This window comes from Corynebacterium jeikeium (assembly GCF_028609885.1).
Classification (GTDB): domain Bacteria; phylum Actinomycetota; class Actinomycetes; order Mycobacteriales; family Mycobacteriaceae; genus Corynebacterium; species Corynebacterium jeikeium.
Genome location: NZ_CP063195.1, coordinates 1,645,478 through 1,661,519, shown reverse-complemented (window position 1 = coordinate 1,661,519; position 16,042 = coordinate 1,645,478). Strand labels below are relative to the sequence as shown.

The window sequence follows — 16,042 nt, the reverse complement described above, 5'->3', positions numbered from 1 at the left end:
TCGCTCAAGATAGCGGTTGCACTACTTGGCGGTAACCTCTGCGGCTTCCTCGAAGTCGATGTCCTTCTTGATGGCCACCTTAGAGAGCTTGGTTACTTCGTCGAAGGTATCGGTGATCTCCTTGGACGGAGCCTTGGTCAGCAGAGTGACGGCGACCATGACGATGACGTTCAGAGCCACGCCCGGGATCATCTCGTACAGGCCGAACGGCTTTTCGATAACACCGAACTGCGGTAGACCGCCCCAGATGAAGGCGACGATAGCACCGGTGACCAGGCCCGCGGCGGCACCCGGAGCGTTGAGGCGGCGCCAGTACAGCGAAGCCAGAATGACCGGGCCGAAGGAGGCGCCGAAGCCCGCCCAGGCGAACTCGACCAGGCCCAGGATGCCGGACTCCGGGTTTAGAGCAATCACGCCGGCGAAGATGGCGACAACCAGCACGGAGATGCGGGAGAGGTTCTTCAAGGACTGGTCGGATGCGTTCTTGTTGATCAGGCCGTTGTAGATGTCCTCGATCAGCGCGGAGGAGACAACCAGCAGCTGGGAGGAAATGGTGGACATGATCGCTGCCAGAACGGCGGTCAGGATAAGGCCAGCGATCAGCGGGTGGAATAGGATGCGACCCATGTCCAGGAAGATAGATTCGAATTTATCCTGGTCATTGATGGCGATGGAGGGGTCCATGCCGAAGAACGCAGGGCCGATGATGGCAACCATGACGGAGCCGACCATGCACAGGAACATCCAGCCGACACCGTAGCGCATACCTGCGCGGGCATCGGACGGGCTACGCAGCGCCATGAATCGCACGATGATGTGCGGCTGGCCGAAGTAGCCGAGACCCCACGCGGCGTTGGAGATGATGGTGATGAAGGAAACGCCGGTGAACAGGGAGAACCAATCCGGGTTCGGCTCAATGGACCCGAGGCCGTAAGCGTTTTCCAGTTGGTAGGTCCAGATAGCGCCCGGATCATCCATGTGCAACAGTGCCATGACCGGCACCAGGAGCAGGGAGACGAACATGATGCAGCCCTGGACGGTATCGGTGAAGGAGACGGCCAGGAAGCCACCGATGAAGGTGTAGCCCACGGTTACGGCGGCGATGATGATCATGCCGGTCAGGTAGTCGCCCTCGAAGGTGGACTCGAAGTAGACGCCACCGGCGACCATGCCGGAGGCTACGTAGAAGGTGAAGAACACCAGGATGATGATGCCGGCGGCGATGCGCAGGAAGTGGCTGCGGTCGTTAAAGCGATTCTCCAGGAAGGAGGGGATCGTGATGGAGTTGTTCGCCACCTCGGTGTAGGAGCGCAGGCGCGGAGCGGTGACGATCCAGTTCACCGCGGCACCGATGAGCAGGCCGATGGCCATCCATGTTCCACTGAAACCTGATGCATAGATGAGTCCTGGCAGCCCCATGAGGAGCCAGCCGGACATGTCCGACGCGCCGGCTGACAATGCGGCGACGAAGGGGTGCAGGTTACGCCCGCCGAGCATGTAATCCTCATACTCGTCGGTCTGGTTGAAACTATAAAGTCCAATCAGCAGCATGACGACCAGATAGATCACCATGGCTATGACAAACCATGTTTGGTCAGTCACAAACATCATCTCCTCAAGTTGAATGTATAAGTTCTATACGTCAGCTTTCGGGCTCTCTGTGCTCCGAAGTACAGAAGGCGCGCGCATGTGTGACGCGCACAACTCGGTATCCACGTTAGCGAACACGTTCACGTTGCGAAGGGTGTCCGGGGTACGTGGTAAAACTTCCAGCATGGGATTCACGCATCAAATGCACGTTGTTGCACCCACGTCGGGCGGGCTGTGGTTGTGGGTAGAGCGTGTCGAGGGGCACGGGGTGGTACTTGATATTGACGAGCTGGGAACTGGTGATCTACCTGCGGTTTGTATGGATATTCTGGGGTCACGCCCGTGGCGCAATAGGGGTGGGATCTGGCTGTCTACGCCCCGGGGAAGAGTCAAGGAATTGCCGGTGCCGGCGGTGGCTTTAACGCCCGAGGAGTCCGTCGGGCTAATGGGGCAGTTATGCAAGTATGCGAATAAAAAAATCGAAAGTGGAGCTGCTGATAAGCGTGGCTTGATTGACGGACTGGGGCCGGAGCTCAAATTCCTTATGAATTTGTGCTCATTTGTTGAGGATGCCGTGCGGGCCGGGCGCGTGATGGTGCGAATGGAGCGCGTGGACGATCAGTGGTTCCCGCGTTGGACCCTTGCACCCGCAGGCGACCACATACGTGTACTGCAGCAGTTCCGCGAGCGGGTGCCCGGAGTACTGACGCGCAACGGCGGCGCAGACGTAGTGGATCGCATGGCCGACGAATTTGCGCACTGGATTGCGGTGACTCACCTGCGCCGTGAACTGAGCGATTTCACCTCGGATTTTGTGCGGGCTCTGGCGACGGGAACGCCGACCCGGCGAGGTGGGGCCAGCACCGTGGCTAGCCTCAGTCAGTGGCGGCGCGAGGCCGAGGTTCAGGCGGGGCAACTGGTGTTCTTGTTGTCCACACCATCCGAAGTGGAACAAGTCGATTCTGAGCCAACATGGTGGCTGCAGATTGCCTATTCCCAGAACGGCGGTCCCTTCGAGCCGTTGAACCCAGCCGCCATGAACGAAGAGCTGAAGGAGCAGGTTATCCGCAGCCTCTACAGGGTGGAGGACGTGTGGCAGGAGTTCAATCCGCACGTGCGAAACCTGCTGGCGTGGGTAAATATCGGCGCGAATCAGCTGGGGCAGGAATGGTGGCGTCCAGAAGAGCTGCCGAGCGCACAGCCAACACTCGGCACGAACCTGGACATCACCGAACTAGCGAGCTTCCTAGAACACGGGGCGGAGGCGCTGCGCGAAGCCGGATTTAGTGTGATGATTCCGCGTGGGTGGGGCAAGGTGCGCCCGCGGGTAAAGGCTAAGGCCACCCCGGTAGGGCAGGGGCCGGGGTCGGGAAAGCTGGGCATGGATCAGCTGATGAACTTCTCCTGGGAGGTCAGTCTGGGCGGTGACGGCGGCGCGGGAACTAGCAGCGCCGATGGGGCCGAGGAAGCGCTGGACGAGGCCACCCGTCAGGAGCTATTGAACGCTGCCGAATCGATCGTGAGGATCAACGGCGAGTACGTCTACCTAGATCAGGAGGCCCTGTCGTCCGCCCGCAAGTGGTTCGCGGAAGTAACGAAAGAGCAGGACAAGCCGGTGGGGGAAGCCACCGTGAGCGTGCGCGACATCCTGGAAGCCGACCTGTTGAGTGCCAGCGAAACGGTGGATACAGACCACGAATTCCGCGTGGTGGCCGACGGCTGGGTGGAACGATTGCTCGATGGCGAGGCACAGGTGGAACCGCCGGAGCCGGTAGAAGTTCCTGCGGCGGTGCAGACCACTCTGCGCGACCACCAGCGCCGCGGTGTGAGCTGGCTGGCCTGGATGCATCGTCACCGCATCGGTGCGATCCTGGCCGACGATATGGGCCTGGGTAAGACTCTGCAGGTGCTCGCTCTACTGGCCTGGGAACGTGAGGTTGAGGATTGCGCGGGCCCCACCCTGGTGGTCGCGCCCACCACTGTTGTGGAAGCCTGGCGGGCAGAAGCCGCGCTGCACGTGCCGAGCCTGGAGGTCTTGGTTGATCACGGTTCGGGGTTGCTCACCGACGAGGAGTTTGGTGACGCCACGTCCCAGGGGCTGGAGGGAAAGCAAAAGAAGCCGGATCTGGTGGTGACAACCTACGGGCGCGTGGCAAGGAATACTGCACGCTACCAGCAGGTTCAGTGGGGCCGAGTGGTGGCCGACGAAGCGCAGGCCATAAAGAACCCGGCGACGAAGCAGTCCCGCGCGGTGCGCTCGCTGAATGCAGAGACGCACATCGCACTGACGGGTACGCCGGTGGAAAACCGGCTGAGTGACCTGTACGCGATCATGGACTTCGCGAACCCGGGAATCTTTGGCTCCGCTGCGGCCTTCCAGAATCGTTTGGCCATCCCCATTGAGCGCTATGGGGATGAGGAGGCAAAGCGGCGGCTGCGTGGCCTGGTGCAGCCCTTTATTTTGCGCCGGTTGAAGGACGACGATGCGATTGGTCTGGACCTGCCGGAGAAGCAGGACATCGTGGAGCGAGTGCCTTTGTCCAGGGAGCAGGCGGCCCTGTACGAGACCTTTATTAAAGACATGGAAATGCGCCTGCAGCTACCCGGTGGCAAGCGGCGCGCCAATATTCTGGGCGCGCTGGTGAAGATCAAGCAGATCTGTAACCACCCGGCACACTTTGCAGGCGACGGTTCAGGCATTTTGGCTGACGGTAAGCACCGTTCGGCCAAGATCGAGCGCATCTTTGAGATCACTGATCAGGCGCTGGAACAGGGCAAGAAGGTACTGATGTTCACGCAGTTCCCGACGTTCGGCAAGATGCTAGCGCCGGAGTTGCAGAGCACCTTCGGGGTGGAGGTGCCCGTGCTGCACGGCGGGCTATCTCGTGCGAAGCGTACGCAGATGGTCCGCGATTTCCAGAGCGTTGATGGCCCGCCGATCATGATCCTCTCGGTACGGGCTGGCGGCACTGGCATCACCCTGACTGAGGCCTCGGTCGTGATCCACATCGACCGCTGGTGGAACCCGGCAGTGGAGGACCAGGCCACAGACCGGGCCTATCGGATCGGCCAGAACAAGTCTGTGGAGGTTTATAAGCTGGTGGTGCAGGGCACCATCGACGAAAGAATCCACGACATCATCATGAGCAAGCGGGAGTTGGCAGGAGATATCGTCGGCGCAGGCGAGGGGTGGATCGCCAACCTCGACGATGAGGAGCTGAGCGAATTGCTGCAGCTGCGCGAGTCCACTCAGCTGGAGGAAAACGATGGTTAGCAAGCGGCCGAAGAAGCGCACGCGCACGGATGCGACCTGGGGCGACAACGTGGTGCTCGCTGACTTTGGAGCCAAGCGACGCCAAGAGATGAATCGCTTGCGGGATCAGCACGGCACTCACATCCGCGGAGAGGACAGCTGGGCTAGTTCGCAACTGATGGAGGCTATATCCAGATCCGCAGATTCCGGACGACTGGCGCGCGGCCGCGAGTACTTCCGCGGCGGGAAGGTCTTGAGCGTTGAGTTCGCAGAGAACGTGGTTGCAGGGCTGATTCACGGCTCGCAATTGGAGCCTTTCGAAACGTCCATTCACCTGCGGAAGCTCACAGATCGCCAGAGGGATTTCGTGTATCACGAGATGCTCTCTGACAGTTCGCACGTCCGCTCCCTTTTGAGCGGTGGCGCGCCGGGCTTGGACGTTGCCTCGGTGCTGATGCACCCCGGGCAGGTGAATCGTGTGTACTGCAGCTGCCCGGATAAGTCCGCGGTCTGCAAGCACGTGGTGGCGCTGGCTTACTCCGCGGCGGAGAAGTTGGATAGGGACGCCAGCATTCTGCTGAAATGGCGAGGGTTGAATGCGCAGGAGCTGCTGCGCCCAATCCAGGGCTGGGGTGGCGGAGGCGTGGGGGCGTCACCAATCAGGCAACAGCAAGCGCTGGCTCTAGCGGAGGGGAAGGTCGACCAACCGGAGCAAGTGGATTCGGCCGAGTTTTGGGGGACTGCGGCGGAACCGGTGAAATGGGAGCCGTTGCAGTGGGAATCGGGCATGGAACAGGGCGATCAGAAGGCTCTGAAAGAGGCTATGCGTTCGGTGACTTGGCATGCGGTGGATCAACTGAAGGCTATGCATGAGCTGGAGGTTTGCTATGAGACCCTGGAAGCGGTCGAACCTATGTTCTATTATGAAGCTGGCTTGTCTGCAGGAGCTGATAAAACTACAGACGAGACAAGTGGCGAAGTAGAAGGCAACGCTAGCGATTACGGCAACAACGGGCAGGGGTAAGGCATGGCACAACCTATGGCAGCAACAGCGGCGCACCGGGTGCGGATCTTGCACACGTCGGATTGGCAACTGGGAATGAAGCGCCGCTTCTTGAGTAGCGAGGCGCAGTCGCGCTTTGATGAATCGCGGTTGGAGGCGGTCGAGGTGTTGCTGGAGCTCGCGGAGGAAAAGCAGTGTGACGCCATCGTGGTGGCCGGCGACGTCTTCGACGACAACCTGCTGAAACCAGAGATCTACGGGCGTGCGATGGATGTGCTGAAGGGGGCGACGGTGCCGGTATTTTTACTGCCTGGCAACCACGACCCGTTGGACGCGGCGAGCGTGTATCACAGGGAGGAGTTTGCTGAGCTGAGCAATGTTTTTGTGCTCAGAGATACGGTCCCAGTCGCGGTGCCGAACTCCCGCGGTGCAGGTGCGGCCGATGTGGCTTTGGAGATTGTGGGGGCCCCGCTGCGAGGGAAGAACGCAGACGAAGACCTGGTGGCAGCCGCTTTGAGAGATTTGGAGCCGGTGCGGGGCGCGGGTGTTCGCGTGTTAGTGGGCCACGGGGCAGTGAGTTCTTTTGGTGAGAAGGATGATCTAGACCTCATCGACGTGGACAATGCAGCCCGGGCGTGCCGTGAGCGAAAGGTGGACTATGTGGCGCTGGGCGACACGCACTCGACAATGCCGCTGGACGCGGACGCATCCCGGGCGCGGGTGTGGTACTCGGGCGCACAGGAGGTCACGGACTTCGTCGAGCAGGACGGGCGCGGTGAGGCAAACTCCGGCAACGTGTTGGTCGTGGACATCGCGGTGGATCCGGCGCACCCAGAGCAACAAGCGGATGTGCAGGTAGAGGAGGTTCCAGTCGGGCGTTGGGCATTCAAGGCGTTGAACGCGACGGTGAACTCGGCGGCGGATATCGATGAGTTTCTGGAGCGACTGGAGGGCATAGGCGCGAAGCGCACCACCGTGGTGAAGTACGCACTGGAGGGGACGCTCTCCGTCCACGATGCCGCGTACCTGGACGAGCGGCTGGCGAAGATCGCACCGACCTTCGCTGCTCTCTACGAACGTGAAAGGCTAATGAAGCTTCACGTCATTCCCAACGAAGACGAGCTTTCTGAAGGGCTGCTTGCCCAAGGCTTTGTCGGTGAGGCAGTAGAAGAACTGCAGCAGCTAGCGAATTCAGATAGCAATGATCCGCAACAAGTCGAGCGGGCGCAGCGGGCGCAGGATGCGCTGCGGTTGTTGGTGCGCCTGGCGCACCAGGCGGAGAAGGCCAACTAGGGGAGAGGGACGGTAAGCAAATGACATTGTCTACCAAGGCATCGCCAAAGGCCAGCTTCGTGCTGGAGAGCCTGGATGTGCAGAATTTCGCTGGCATCGAATCCGCACATTTCGCCCCAAGCACGACGGGCGTGACCGTTGTCCACGGCAGTAACGAGGCCGGAAAATCGAGCCTGATGAATGCCTTTAGCCTGTTGCTTTCCGATTGGAAGGTCTCGACATCCTCCAAGAAAGTCAGCGGCTTCTTCCCTGTGGGCAGCGGCACCAAACCGAGGATCACCGCCCGACTGCAGCTGGGCGAGAATCTGGTGGAGTACACCAAGGACTTCGAGAATAAGAAGGTGCTCCTAGATGTGCTGCGCCCCTTCGTGCATAACTACACCGGTGACCAGGCCATGGAGAAGTTTAGCGAGCTGCTGAACGACAGCATCGACTCCGCACTGCGCGAAGCACTTTTCGTCAGCCAGGGTCAGCGCCTGGGCGCCCTCGATTTCACAGCCATTCCCTCACTGTCCTCGGCTCTGCGCACTGCTGGTGACGGTGCTGTGGACGATTCTGCCAGCGCCGCCGGAGGAATCAGCGAAGGTGACCAGGGTGCCGCGGAGCTGCTGGTCCGTCTGATTGACGATGAAGACAAAAAGCTGCGGGACCGCCGAGTTAACAGGAATTCCAAGGGAGAGCTGGCCGCAGCCGAGGCAGATTTGGCGAGTGCGCAGGAAGCCCTAGCGACCGCCGAGCTGGAATACAACAATGCGCAGACAGCGATTAGCGAAATCGAATCCAAGCAGATTCAACGCGCTGATGCCGAAGACGACCTCCCGGATGCTCAAAAAGAGTTCGACGAATGCGCTGAGCGCCTGGAAGCTGCGAAGAAGATCGCGGAGGCTTTGAGTGCTCTGGAAGATGAGCTGGGACTGAAGCAGGACCAGGTCGGGCGATGGAAGGAAGCCTCCGAGGCGCGGGAGAGGCAGAAACTCGCGCAAGGGGAGCTAGAGCAGTTGCTCAACACCGCAACGGAGGAGCTACGTGGCGTCCAGAAAAAGGCCGAGGAACAACAGGCCAAGCGGGGCGAGGCGAAGAAAGCCTTCGACAATGCCCACGCCGCGTACGTGCGTGCGGAAAAGCGTGCCAAATTGGCCACCGCGTTGAAGAACGCGGCGGAGGTCCAGGGGCGGCTGGAGTCCGCGACAGAGGAGCGGGAAAGTGCGGTGAAGCTGGATGCAAAGGTCGCGGAGCTGGCGCAGAAGGTGGATCGTAACCCGGCCACGCCCAAGGCGGAACAGCGTATCCGCGAGGCGATGACGGACCTGGACGCGCAGCTAAAGATCCGCGATGCAGGCGCGACCTCCGTGGAGGTCAAGGGGCCGGCTGGCAGCACCATCGTGGACAGCGGGGTGGAGGTTACCCTGGGGGAGAGCGGCCTGGAGAAGAAGGTCACCACCGAATGGGCAGTAGCCCTGGGCGAATACGAGGTACGCGTCACCCCGGCGCAGGATTCCAGCAACCTCGACCGGAATGTCGACGAGGCCCTGCAGAAGGTCAATGCGGAGCTATCGGCAGTCGGGCGTGAGCATGTAACACTCGAAAGCCCCCGTGCGGAGATTCTTGAAGAGTTTGGGCTGGCTGTGCGGGCTCGAAACGAGGACGAGGAAACCCTGCGGGACCAACGCGCAAACCTGAAGGCGATACTAGGTAAGCACACGATTTCCGACCTGAATGGCCAGGTTGAAAGCCTCACCGCCGAGGTAGAAAGGCTGCGGGAAACCGCTAGTACCTTGCGAAGTGACGCCAACGTGGAAGCTGGCGAAAGCATCGACGTGGATGAAGCTGTTGCCGCGCTGGAGGAAGCTACCCGAATTCGGGACGAAGCCAATGAACGGCTGCTTTCCATGCAGAACAACGACGCGATCGAGCGGAGAATCCAGTACGAGGCAAAGGTGGACAATCTGCAGCAACAGCTGGATGGGGCGGTGAGGGATCTGGAAGCAGCCCGCGAGCGCTATTCCGACGAAGCCCTGAACGCGAAGTGCACACAGGCGATACAGGCCGTGGATGTGGTGCGCGACAAATTGGATTCCAAACGCCGGGAGGTGGGCGAGCTCGGCGACGTTGCGGACGTGCAGGCGAGCTTTGAGGGCGCCCAGAGTCGGGTGAACATGCTGAACCAACAGATACAGGAATGCCGCGTGGACATTGCAGCCCTGAACGCCAAGCTCGGGCAGGCCCGCGGGTCCGCAGAAACGAAGGAACAGGCAGAGGCGGAAGTAGAGCGTCTGGAGGGCGTGGTCGCTAGGCTGCGCCGGCAGGCGAATGCCGCGGAGCTACTGCACCAGGTGGTTCAGGAATCGCGGAAGCGGATGCAGGAAAGGTACTCCGAGCCATACCGCAAGGCCCTGAACAAGCTCTCCGGGATTGTCTTCGGTAGCGATGTTGATCTGGGCGTAGATGAGCGGTTCCAGGTGTCGAGCCGAGCCATTGGCAACGTGCGCTTGGATAAGGAGCAACTCTCCGGGGGCGCTCAAGAGCAGGTGGAGATTCTGCAGCTGCTCGCCATCGCCCGCCTGGTGGGGCACGACGGCAGCGGGGTGCCGATTTTCCTAGACGATGTACTTGGATTCAGTGATACCAACAGGGCCAAGAGCATGAATAAGGTGCTCGGCGCCTTGGGGCGGGAGAATCAGATCATCGTTCTGACCTGCGATAAAGATAGGTTCTCGCGGATCCCAGGTGTGGACTACCAGAGCATCGACAGCATTAAGAAGGCTGGAGTTCGTCCCTAGTAGTCGCTGTAATCGTCGTAGTCGTCGTAACCCCCGTCGTACTGCGCATCGTCATAACCGTCGAGGTATCCCTCGTAGTAGGAATCGTCCGGCGCGGGTGCGGGCTCTGCCGGGCGTGCAGCCATCATCTTGTTGGCACAAGTCAACGTCCATCCCGACGTCCCATCGGTAAAGAAAGTTGTGCCGGTCTCGTGCATCGAGGGATTTCCGCAAGAAGCGATCGTCTTGTTCATGACGGATGGATTCGCCTGCCCCGGAGCCTCAGTATGGCCAATGACCACTTCACCGGTGGTATTCGTCTGCTGCGAGCCACCCGGGGTGGGTGCCGGAGACTTGGCATCTGAGTCCTTCTCGGCCTTCTTGTCTTGGTCTTTGTCCTTGTCCTTGGAATCGGAATTATCTGTAGAGGTTTCCGGAGATGCGGTCACGGTAGTGGTCTGCACCTCACCCGAATCGTCCCCACCGAAACCACAACCAGAAAGGGCAAGGGCGGAAGTAAGAGCCAGAGCGATAATCCCTGCGCGACGCATGTTCGAGCTCCTCTGAGTTTATTAAGAATTACCAAGAATTACTTTAAGAATACCCGGCGAGTGCCCTGCAGCGACGTTATTATCGCCACAGTAGACAACGCAAAGGAGTGCTCCCATGAAGTCCTTCTCAAAGCCCTGCTCGAAGCGCCATTCGCTGCCAGTAAAGATAGCTGTGCTAATCACTTCAGCTGCCTTGCTGGGGTCGTGCAGTCTCGTTGCTTCTGAGGAGTCGGATCAGGCCGAAAATTCGGGTCAGTCCGCGGCCGAGGGAATGCAGCGCGTCGAAGAAGGGCGGATCTCCCTCGAAGTTCCAGCAGATTGGGAAGAGACCGAGGACTTCAAACCAACGAAGAATGGTTTCACCACGTCTTGGTCTAACGCGGACAAAGAGGCCGATAAAGAGCCAACGGATGTGATCCGTCTGAGCTCTGACCAGGGGCAAGGTCCCACGGCAACCGCAACGATGGGGTACTTCGAAGTGAATGCCCAGTTCCAAACAACACACGGAAGAGAATTCGAATTAGGCGAATCCCGAGACCTGGACATCGAAAACGCCGACGAGGCCAAGCTGACCACATGGACAACAAACGAAAAGTCCGGCAAGACTTTGCAAGGAGCCTGGGTGTTCGTTTCCGCTGGAGGCGGGGGAGCCGCTGGGGTGGAGATCTTGTCACTCACCCTGTCAGAGGATGAGATCGAGGCGATCATCGACTCAATAGAGTTCGATCCAAATAAATCGGATGAATCCGAATAAAAAAGAGTGCCCTCGGCGAGATTCGAACTCACGACCCCTGGTACCGGAAACCAGTGCTCTATCCCCTGAGCTACGAAGGCGCGTATCGGCGCTTCACTTTGTGTTCACGTCAATACGGGTTGAGAGTCTAGCACTGCACCCGGGCAGTAGTTGAATCACCTCCACCGCTGCGGTGAGGTGTCCGGCCTCACTGCTAGTGTTTAATGCTGTGACTCCTGCTGAATTGTCTGAACTGATTACCGAAACTGCCCGCACGACCCTGGATGCCCACGGTCTGGATTCCTCCGTGGTGCCGGAGAGCGCGACCGTGGAACGCCCGCGCAACCCGGAGCACGGCGATTATGCAACGAACATCGCCATGCAGGTGGCCAAGAAGGCCGGCACAAACCCCCGCGAGTTCGGCACCTGGCTAGCGGAATCCCTCGGCGCGCACGAGGGCATCGACGAAGCCACCGTCGCCGGCCCGGGCTTCATCAACATCCGCCTAGCTGCTGCCGCGCAGGGCAAGATCGTCGAGGACATCCTCACTGCCGGCGCGAACTTCGGCCACGGCGATGAGCTTGCAGGCGCTGCCATCAACCTGGAGTTCGTCTCCGCCAACCCGACTGGCCCGATCCACCTGGGCGGCACCCGCTGGGCGGCCGTCGGTGACTCCCTGGGGCGCGTGCTTAACGCCCGCGGCGCGAAGGTCACCCGCGAGTATTACTTCAACGACCACGGCGCGCAGATCGATCGCTTTGCCCGCTCCTTGGTGGCCGCCGCGAAGGGTGAACCCACGCCGGAGGATGGTTACGGCGGAGATTACATCCAGGACATCGCCTCCCAGATCGTAGAGGCCAACCCGGATTGGCAGAAGCTCGGCGCGGACGAGGCACAGGAGCTATTCCGCTCCCAGGGTGTGGAGCTGATGTTCGCTCACATCAAGCGCACTCTTGCGGAGTTCGGCACGGAATTCGATGTGTACTTCCACGAGAACTCCCTGTTCGAGTCCGGTGCGGTGGAGGCTGCGATCCAGAAGATCAAGGACAACGGCAACCTCTATGAAGCCGACGGTGCATGGTGGCTGCGCTCCACCAACTTCGGCGACGATAAGGACCGTGTGGTCATCAAGTCCGACGGCAACGCGGCATACATCGCTGGTGATATTGCCTATGTGGCCGACAAGTTCGATCGTGGCCACAACCTGTGCATTTACATGCTGGGTGCCGATCACCACGGTTACATCGCTCGCCTCCGTGCAGCCGCTGCTGCCATGGGATACGACCCGCAGCAGGTGGAGGTGCTCATCGGCCAGCTGGTGAACCTGGTCAAGGACGGCAAGGCCGTCCGCATGTCGAAGCGCGCCGGAACCGTCATCACTCTGGACGACCTGGTGGAGGCTATCGGCGTGGATGCTGCCCGCTACGCCATGATCCGCAGCTCTGTGGATTCCTCCCTGGACATCGACATGGATCTGTGGGCCTCGAAGTCCAACGACAACCCGGTGTTCTACGTCCAGTACGCGCACGCCCGCTTGTGCTCTCTGGCGCGCAAGGCCGAGGACCTCGGTGTTACTCGCGAGGGTGCCGATCTTTCTCTGCTGACCCACGACCGCGAAGGCGACCTGATCCGTACCCTGGGTGAGTTCCCGGCTGTGGTGAAGACCGCCGCCGAGCTACGTGAACCCCACCGTGTAGCCCGCTATGCCGAGTCGCTGGCCGGCACCTTTCACCGTTTCTACGATGCGTGCCAGATCCTGCCGAAGCCCAGCGATGATGAGCAGACTGTGGCGGAGAACAAGGCTCTGTTCGCCGCCCGCCTGTCCCTGGCTGCCGCTTCCCGCCAGACCCTGGCCAATGCGCTCGAGCTGTTGGGCGTGGCCGCCCCGGAGCGCATGTAGTTGCTGTTTTCTTTGTGACGCCAGCACGTCCGCCCGCTGCCGAAAACTCACTCACCTAGGAGATTCCCTTGGATCCGGAGACTCACCTGAACTCCACGCCTTTGCGCCGCCGTACGGCCAGCACCGCGGAGTTCAACGCGATTCCCGCGCACGTCTACCCGCAGAGCCTTCGACGCGAGGCGGCGGGGGAGCGACAGGGAGAGGTCACCATCGGCGGCGTACCGATCGCAGAGATCGCCGAGACTTTCGGCACGCCTGCGTTCGTCATGGACGAGGAGGACTTCCGCGCCCGCTGCCGCCGCCTGGCGAAGGCTTTCGGCGGGGGACACTATGTGCACTATGCCTCCAAGGCATTCTTGTCTAAGACGGTCGCCCGCTGGGTGATGGAAGAGGGGCTATCCCTGGACGTTGCCTCCCTCGGCGAGCTGCAGGTTGCCCTGGCCGCGGGATTCCCTGCCGAGCGCATTACCGTGCACGGCAACAACAAGTCCCCGGAGTTCCTGCGCCTGGCGGTCTCCGAGGGCGCAGAGCTAATCGTCGTGGACTCGCTGCAGGAGATCGAGGCGCTGTCCACCGTCGCCGGTGAGCTGGGGAAGTCTCAGGATGTGCTGGTGCGTGTGACTCCTGGTGTGCACGTCGATACCCATGAGTTCATCGCCACTAGCCACGAGGATCAGAAGTTTGGATTCTCCTTGGCTTCCGGCGCAGCTCATCGTGCGGCCATGGCGTGTCACACCGCTGACGGAGTGCGCTTGCGCGGACTGCACTGCCACGTCGGCTCCCAGGTGTTCGAGGCCTCTGGCTTCGCCCTGGCCGCAGAGCGTCTGCTGGGCCTATGGAAGCAACTGTTGGATTCCACCGCGGCGCTTTCGGACGCCCCTACGTCGCTGGATACCCTCGATCTCGGTGGTGGCTACGGTATCGCCTACATGCCGGATCAGGAGGCTTTGGACGTGGAAGAGGTGGCGTCCGACCTCAAGAGCAAGGTGCGCAAGGCGGCAGAGGCAGCCGGTGTGCCCGTGCCGAAGCTAAACGTCGAGCCTGGCCGAGCGATTGCCGGACCGTCGATGATCACGCTCTACCGGGTGGGTACGGTCAAGGACGTCGAAGTGGCTGACGGCATGACCCGCCGCTACATCTCCGTCGACGGTGGTATGAGTGACAACATCCGTCCCGCCCTCTACCAGGCGGAGTACGACTGCCGTGTGGCCAACCGTGAGGTCGCGGGCGAGTTGCTGCCGACCCGCATCGTGGGCTCCCACTGTGAGTCGGGCGACGTGCTGGTCAACGACGCGCTGGTGCCGGATGATGTTCGTCCCGGAGATTTGTTGATGATTGGCGCGACCGGCGCGTACTGCTACGCGATGGCTTCTCGCTACAACATGATGACCCGCCCCCCGGTGGTGCGTGTGGCCGACGGTGAGGCACGGTTGATGATTCGGCGTGAAACCATCGACGACGTGCTGGCTTTGGAGGAGTAACCTCCCTGGATAATGGGCAAAGCAGGGGTAATGGACAGCTTTGTCTAGTCGCAAGGTAGATTGGTGCGATAACCTAAGAAAAACTACCGACTTTTCTCTCATTTGAGACCCTACAGAGGAGCGACAAAGGAGCGACATGACCGAGCAGAAATTTAAGCCAGGCAAGGGAATCGGCCAGACCGTAGGTGTGGCTCTGCTGGGCATGGGTACCGTTGGCGCCGAGGTGTTGCGCCTGCTGGAGGAGCGTAGCGACGAGTTCGCGTCCCGCATCGGTAGCCCGCTGGAGGTTCGGGGCATCGCCGTTAGCAACCTCTCCAAGCCCCGCCCGGGAGTGGATCCGGAGAAGCTAACCGACGACGCACTCTCCCTGGTGGCTCGTGACGACATCGACCTGGTCATCGAGGTTATCGGCGGTATCGACTATTCGCGCGAAGTTGTGCTGGCCGCACTGCGCGCCGGAAAATCCGTCGTCACCGCCAACAAGGCTCTCATCGCCGCTCACGCCGACGAGCTGTCCGCCGCGGCCGACGAGTCCGGCGTGGATCTGTTCTTTGAGGCTGCCGTCGCCGCCGCCATCCCGGTGGTTGGTCCGCTGCGCCGCTCCCTGGCTGGTGACAAGGTGAACCAGGTGATGGGCATCGTCAACGGCACCACCAACTTCATCCTCGACGCAATGTACACCCGGGGCGCCAGCTACGACGAAATGCTGGCAGAAGCCACGGAACTGGGCTACGCGGAGGCCGATCCGTCCGCCGACGTCGATGGCTTTGATGCTGCCAGCAAGGCCGCCATCCTGGCCTCCCTGGCATTCCACACCCGCGTGTCCGGCGAGGACGTGCACACCGAAGGCATCCGCGACATCACCGTCGCCGACATTGAGGCGGCCAAGGCCGCAAACTCCACCATCAAGCTTCTGGCCATCTGCGAACGACTGGTGGATGAGGAAGGTAAGGAATCTGTGTCTGCAAGCGTGTACCCGGCGCTGATCCCCAGTAGCCACCCACTGTCCAGTGTGTCTGAGTCCTACAACGCGGTCTTCGTGGAGGCGGAGTCCGCCGGCCGCCTGATGTTCTACGGCAACGGTGCTGGTGGCGGCCCGACTGCCTCCGCCGTTTTGGGTGATGTCGTGGCTGTGGCCCGCAACATCGTGCTTGGCGGCCGCGGACCAGGGGAGTCCACCTATGCCTCCCTGCCTATTGCCAACTTTGGCGATGTAAGCACCCGCTACCACGTAGACATGCAGGTGGATGATCGCCTGGGTGTGCTGGCCGAGGTGGCCTCCGTGTTCTCTGAGCAGGGTGTGTCGCTGAAGACCGTGCGTCAAGAAGGGTTGAACGACGGCGCGCGCCTGGTCGTCATCACCCACAGTGCGAAGGAAAAGAACCTGGAAGACACCGTCGCGAAGCTAAAGGATCTCGACGCTGTCAAGGCAATTGACTCCGTCATCCGCATGGAAGGCTAAACTCTAAGGGCGCTTTA

General features: G+C 60.9%; 10 protein-coding genes and 1 tRNA gene. 8 read left to right on the top strand and 3 right to left on the bottom strand.

From position 1 onward, the window contains the following. Window positions 1–21: 21 nt before the first annotated feature. Window positions 22–1,611, bottom strand: coding sequence for a sodium/proline symporter PutP (gene putP, locus CJEIK_RS07335; protein ID WP_005293040.1), 1,590 nt, complete (start codon window positions 1,609–1,611; stop codon window positions 22–24). Window positions 1,612–2,098: 487 nt separating this feature from the next. On the opposite strand from putP, the gene CJEIK_RS07330 reads away from it, so the two are divergent. From CJEIK_RS07330 to CJEIK_RS07315, 4 genes are read left to right on the top strand one after another with little or no spacing between them, the layout of a single operon-like run. Beyond that, window positions 2,099–4,864 (top strand): DEAD/DEAH box helicase, encoded by a 2,766-nt coding sequence (locus CJEIK_RS07330; protein ID WP_237746520.1) that lies wholly within the window; start codon window positions 2,099–2,101, stop codon window positions 4,862–4,864. Next, complete coding sequence (locus CJEIK_RS07325) at window positions 4,857–5,867, top strand: SWIM zinc finger family protein (RefSeq protein ID WP_005293035.1); 1,011 nt, start codon at window positions 4,857–4,859, stop codon at window positions 5,865–5,867. Before CJEIK_RS07330 ends, CJEIK_RS07325 begins: the two co-directional genes overlap by 8 nt. A gap of 15 nt (window positions 5,868–5,882) precedes the next feature. Next, window positions 5,883–7,139 carry a metallophosphoesterase family protein gene (locus CJEIK_RS07320; RefSeq protein ID WP_005293032.1) on the top strand — a complete coding sequence of 419 codons (1,257 nt, stop codon included), beginning with the start codon at window positions 5,883–5,885 and terminating at the stop codon, window positions 7,137–7,139. A gap of 20 nt (window positions 7,140–7,159) precedes the next feature. Continuing rightward, entirely contained in the window at window positions 7,160–9,919 is a 2,760-nt protein-coding gene (locus tag CJEIK_RS07315) for an AAA family ATPase (protein WP_005293028.1), read from the top strand. On the opposite strand, the gene CJEIK_RS07310 is transcribed toward CJEIK_RS07315, so the two are convergent. Then, entirely contained in the window at window positions 9,916–10,449 is a 534-nt protein-coding gene (locus tag CJEIK_RS07310) for a hypothetical protein (RefSeq protein ID WP_005293025.1), read from the bottom strand. The genes CJEIK_RS07315 and CJEIK_RS07310 overlap by 4 nt on opposite strands. Window positions 10,450–10,564: 115 nt before the next feature. Between CJEIK_RS07310 and CJEIK_RS07305 the strand changes: the two genes are divergently transcribed. Continuing rightward, window positions 10,565–11,203 carry a hypothetical protein gene (locus CJEIK_RS07305; protein ID WP_005293022.1) on the top strand — a complete coding sequence of 213 codons (639 nt, stop codon included), beginning with the start codon at window positions 10,565–10,567 and terminating at the stop codon, window positions 11,201–11,203. 7 nt (window positions 11,204–11,210) lie between these two features. Here the strand turns inward: CJEIK_RS07305 and CJEIK_RS07300 are convergent. Beyond that, window positions 11,211–11,283: transfer RNA gene (locus CJEIK_RS07300), tRNA-Arg, on the bottom strand. Between the two features lie 128 nt (window positions 11,284–11,411). Here CJEIK_RS07300 and argS point away from each other — a divergent pair. The 3 genes from argS to CJEIK_RS07285 all read left to right on the top strand — a co-directional run bounded on the left by argS (window position 11,412) and on the right by CJEIK_RS07285 (window position 16,025). After that, window positions 11,412–13,082 (top strand): arginine--tRNA ligase, encoded by a 1,671-nt coding sequence (gene argS, locus CJEIK_RS07295; RefSeq protein WP_034964617.1) that lies wholly within the window; start codon window positions 11,412–11,414, stop codon window positions 13,080–13,082. A 68-nt stretch (window positions 13,083–13,150) separates the two neighbouring features. Further along, complete coding sequence (lysA, locus tag CJEIK_RS07290; RefSeq protein WP_005293018.1) at window positions 13,151–14,563, top strand: diaminopimelate decarboxylase; 1,413 nt, start codon at window positions 13,151–13,153, stop codon at window positions 14,561–14,563. 136 nt (window positions 14,564–14,699) lie between these two features. Continuing rightward, entirely contained in the window at window positions 14,700–16,025 is a 1,326-nt protein-coding gene (locus CJEIK_RS07285; protein WP_005293016.1) for a homoserine dehydrogenase, read from the top strand. Window positions 16,026–16,042 lie beyond the last annotated feature (17 nt).

What these genes read in the sequence shown, in the direction of transcription:
- CJEIK_RS07320 (WP_005293032.1), top strand. Translation starts at nt 5,883, where the DNA reads ATGGCAGCAACAGCGGCGCACCGGGTGCGGATCTTGCACACGTCGGAT.
- CJEIK_RS07305 (WP_005293022.1), top strand. Translation starts at nt 10,565, where the DNA reads ATGAAGTCCTTCTCAAAGCCCTGCTCGAAGCGCCATTCGCTGCCAGTA.
- CJEIK_RS07285 (WP_005293016.1), top strand. Translation starts at nt 14,700, where the DNA reads ATGACCGAGCAGAAATTTAAGCCAGGCAAGGGAATCGGCCAGACCGTA.
- CJEIK_RS07325 (WP_005293035.1), top strand. Translation starts at nt 4,857, where the DNA reads ATGGTTAGCAAGCGGCCGAAGAAGCGCACGCGCACGGATGCGACCTGG.
- CJEIK_RS07315 (WP_005293028.1), top strand. Translation starts at nt 7,160, where the DNA reads ATGACATTGTCTACCAAGGCATCGCCAAAGGCCAGCTTCGTGCTGGAG.
- putP (WP_005293040.1), bottom strand. Translation starts at nt 1,611, where the DNA reads ATGATGTTTGTGACTGACCAAACATGGTTTGTCATAGCCATGGTGATC.
- CJEIK_RS07310 (WP_005293025.1), bottom strand. Translation starts at nt 10,449, where the DNA reads ATGCGTCGCGCAGGGATTATCGCTCTGGCTCTTACTTCCGCCCTTGCC.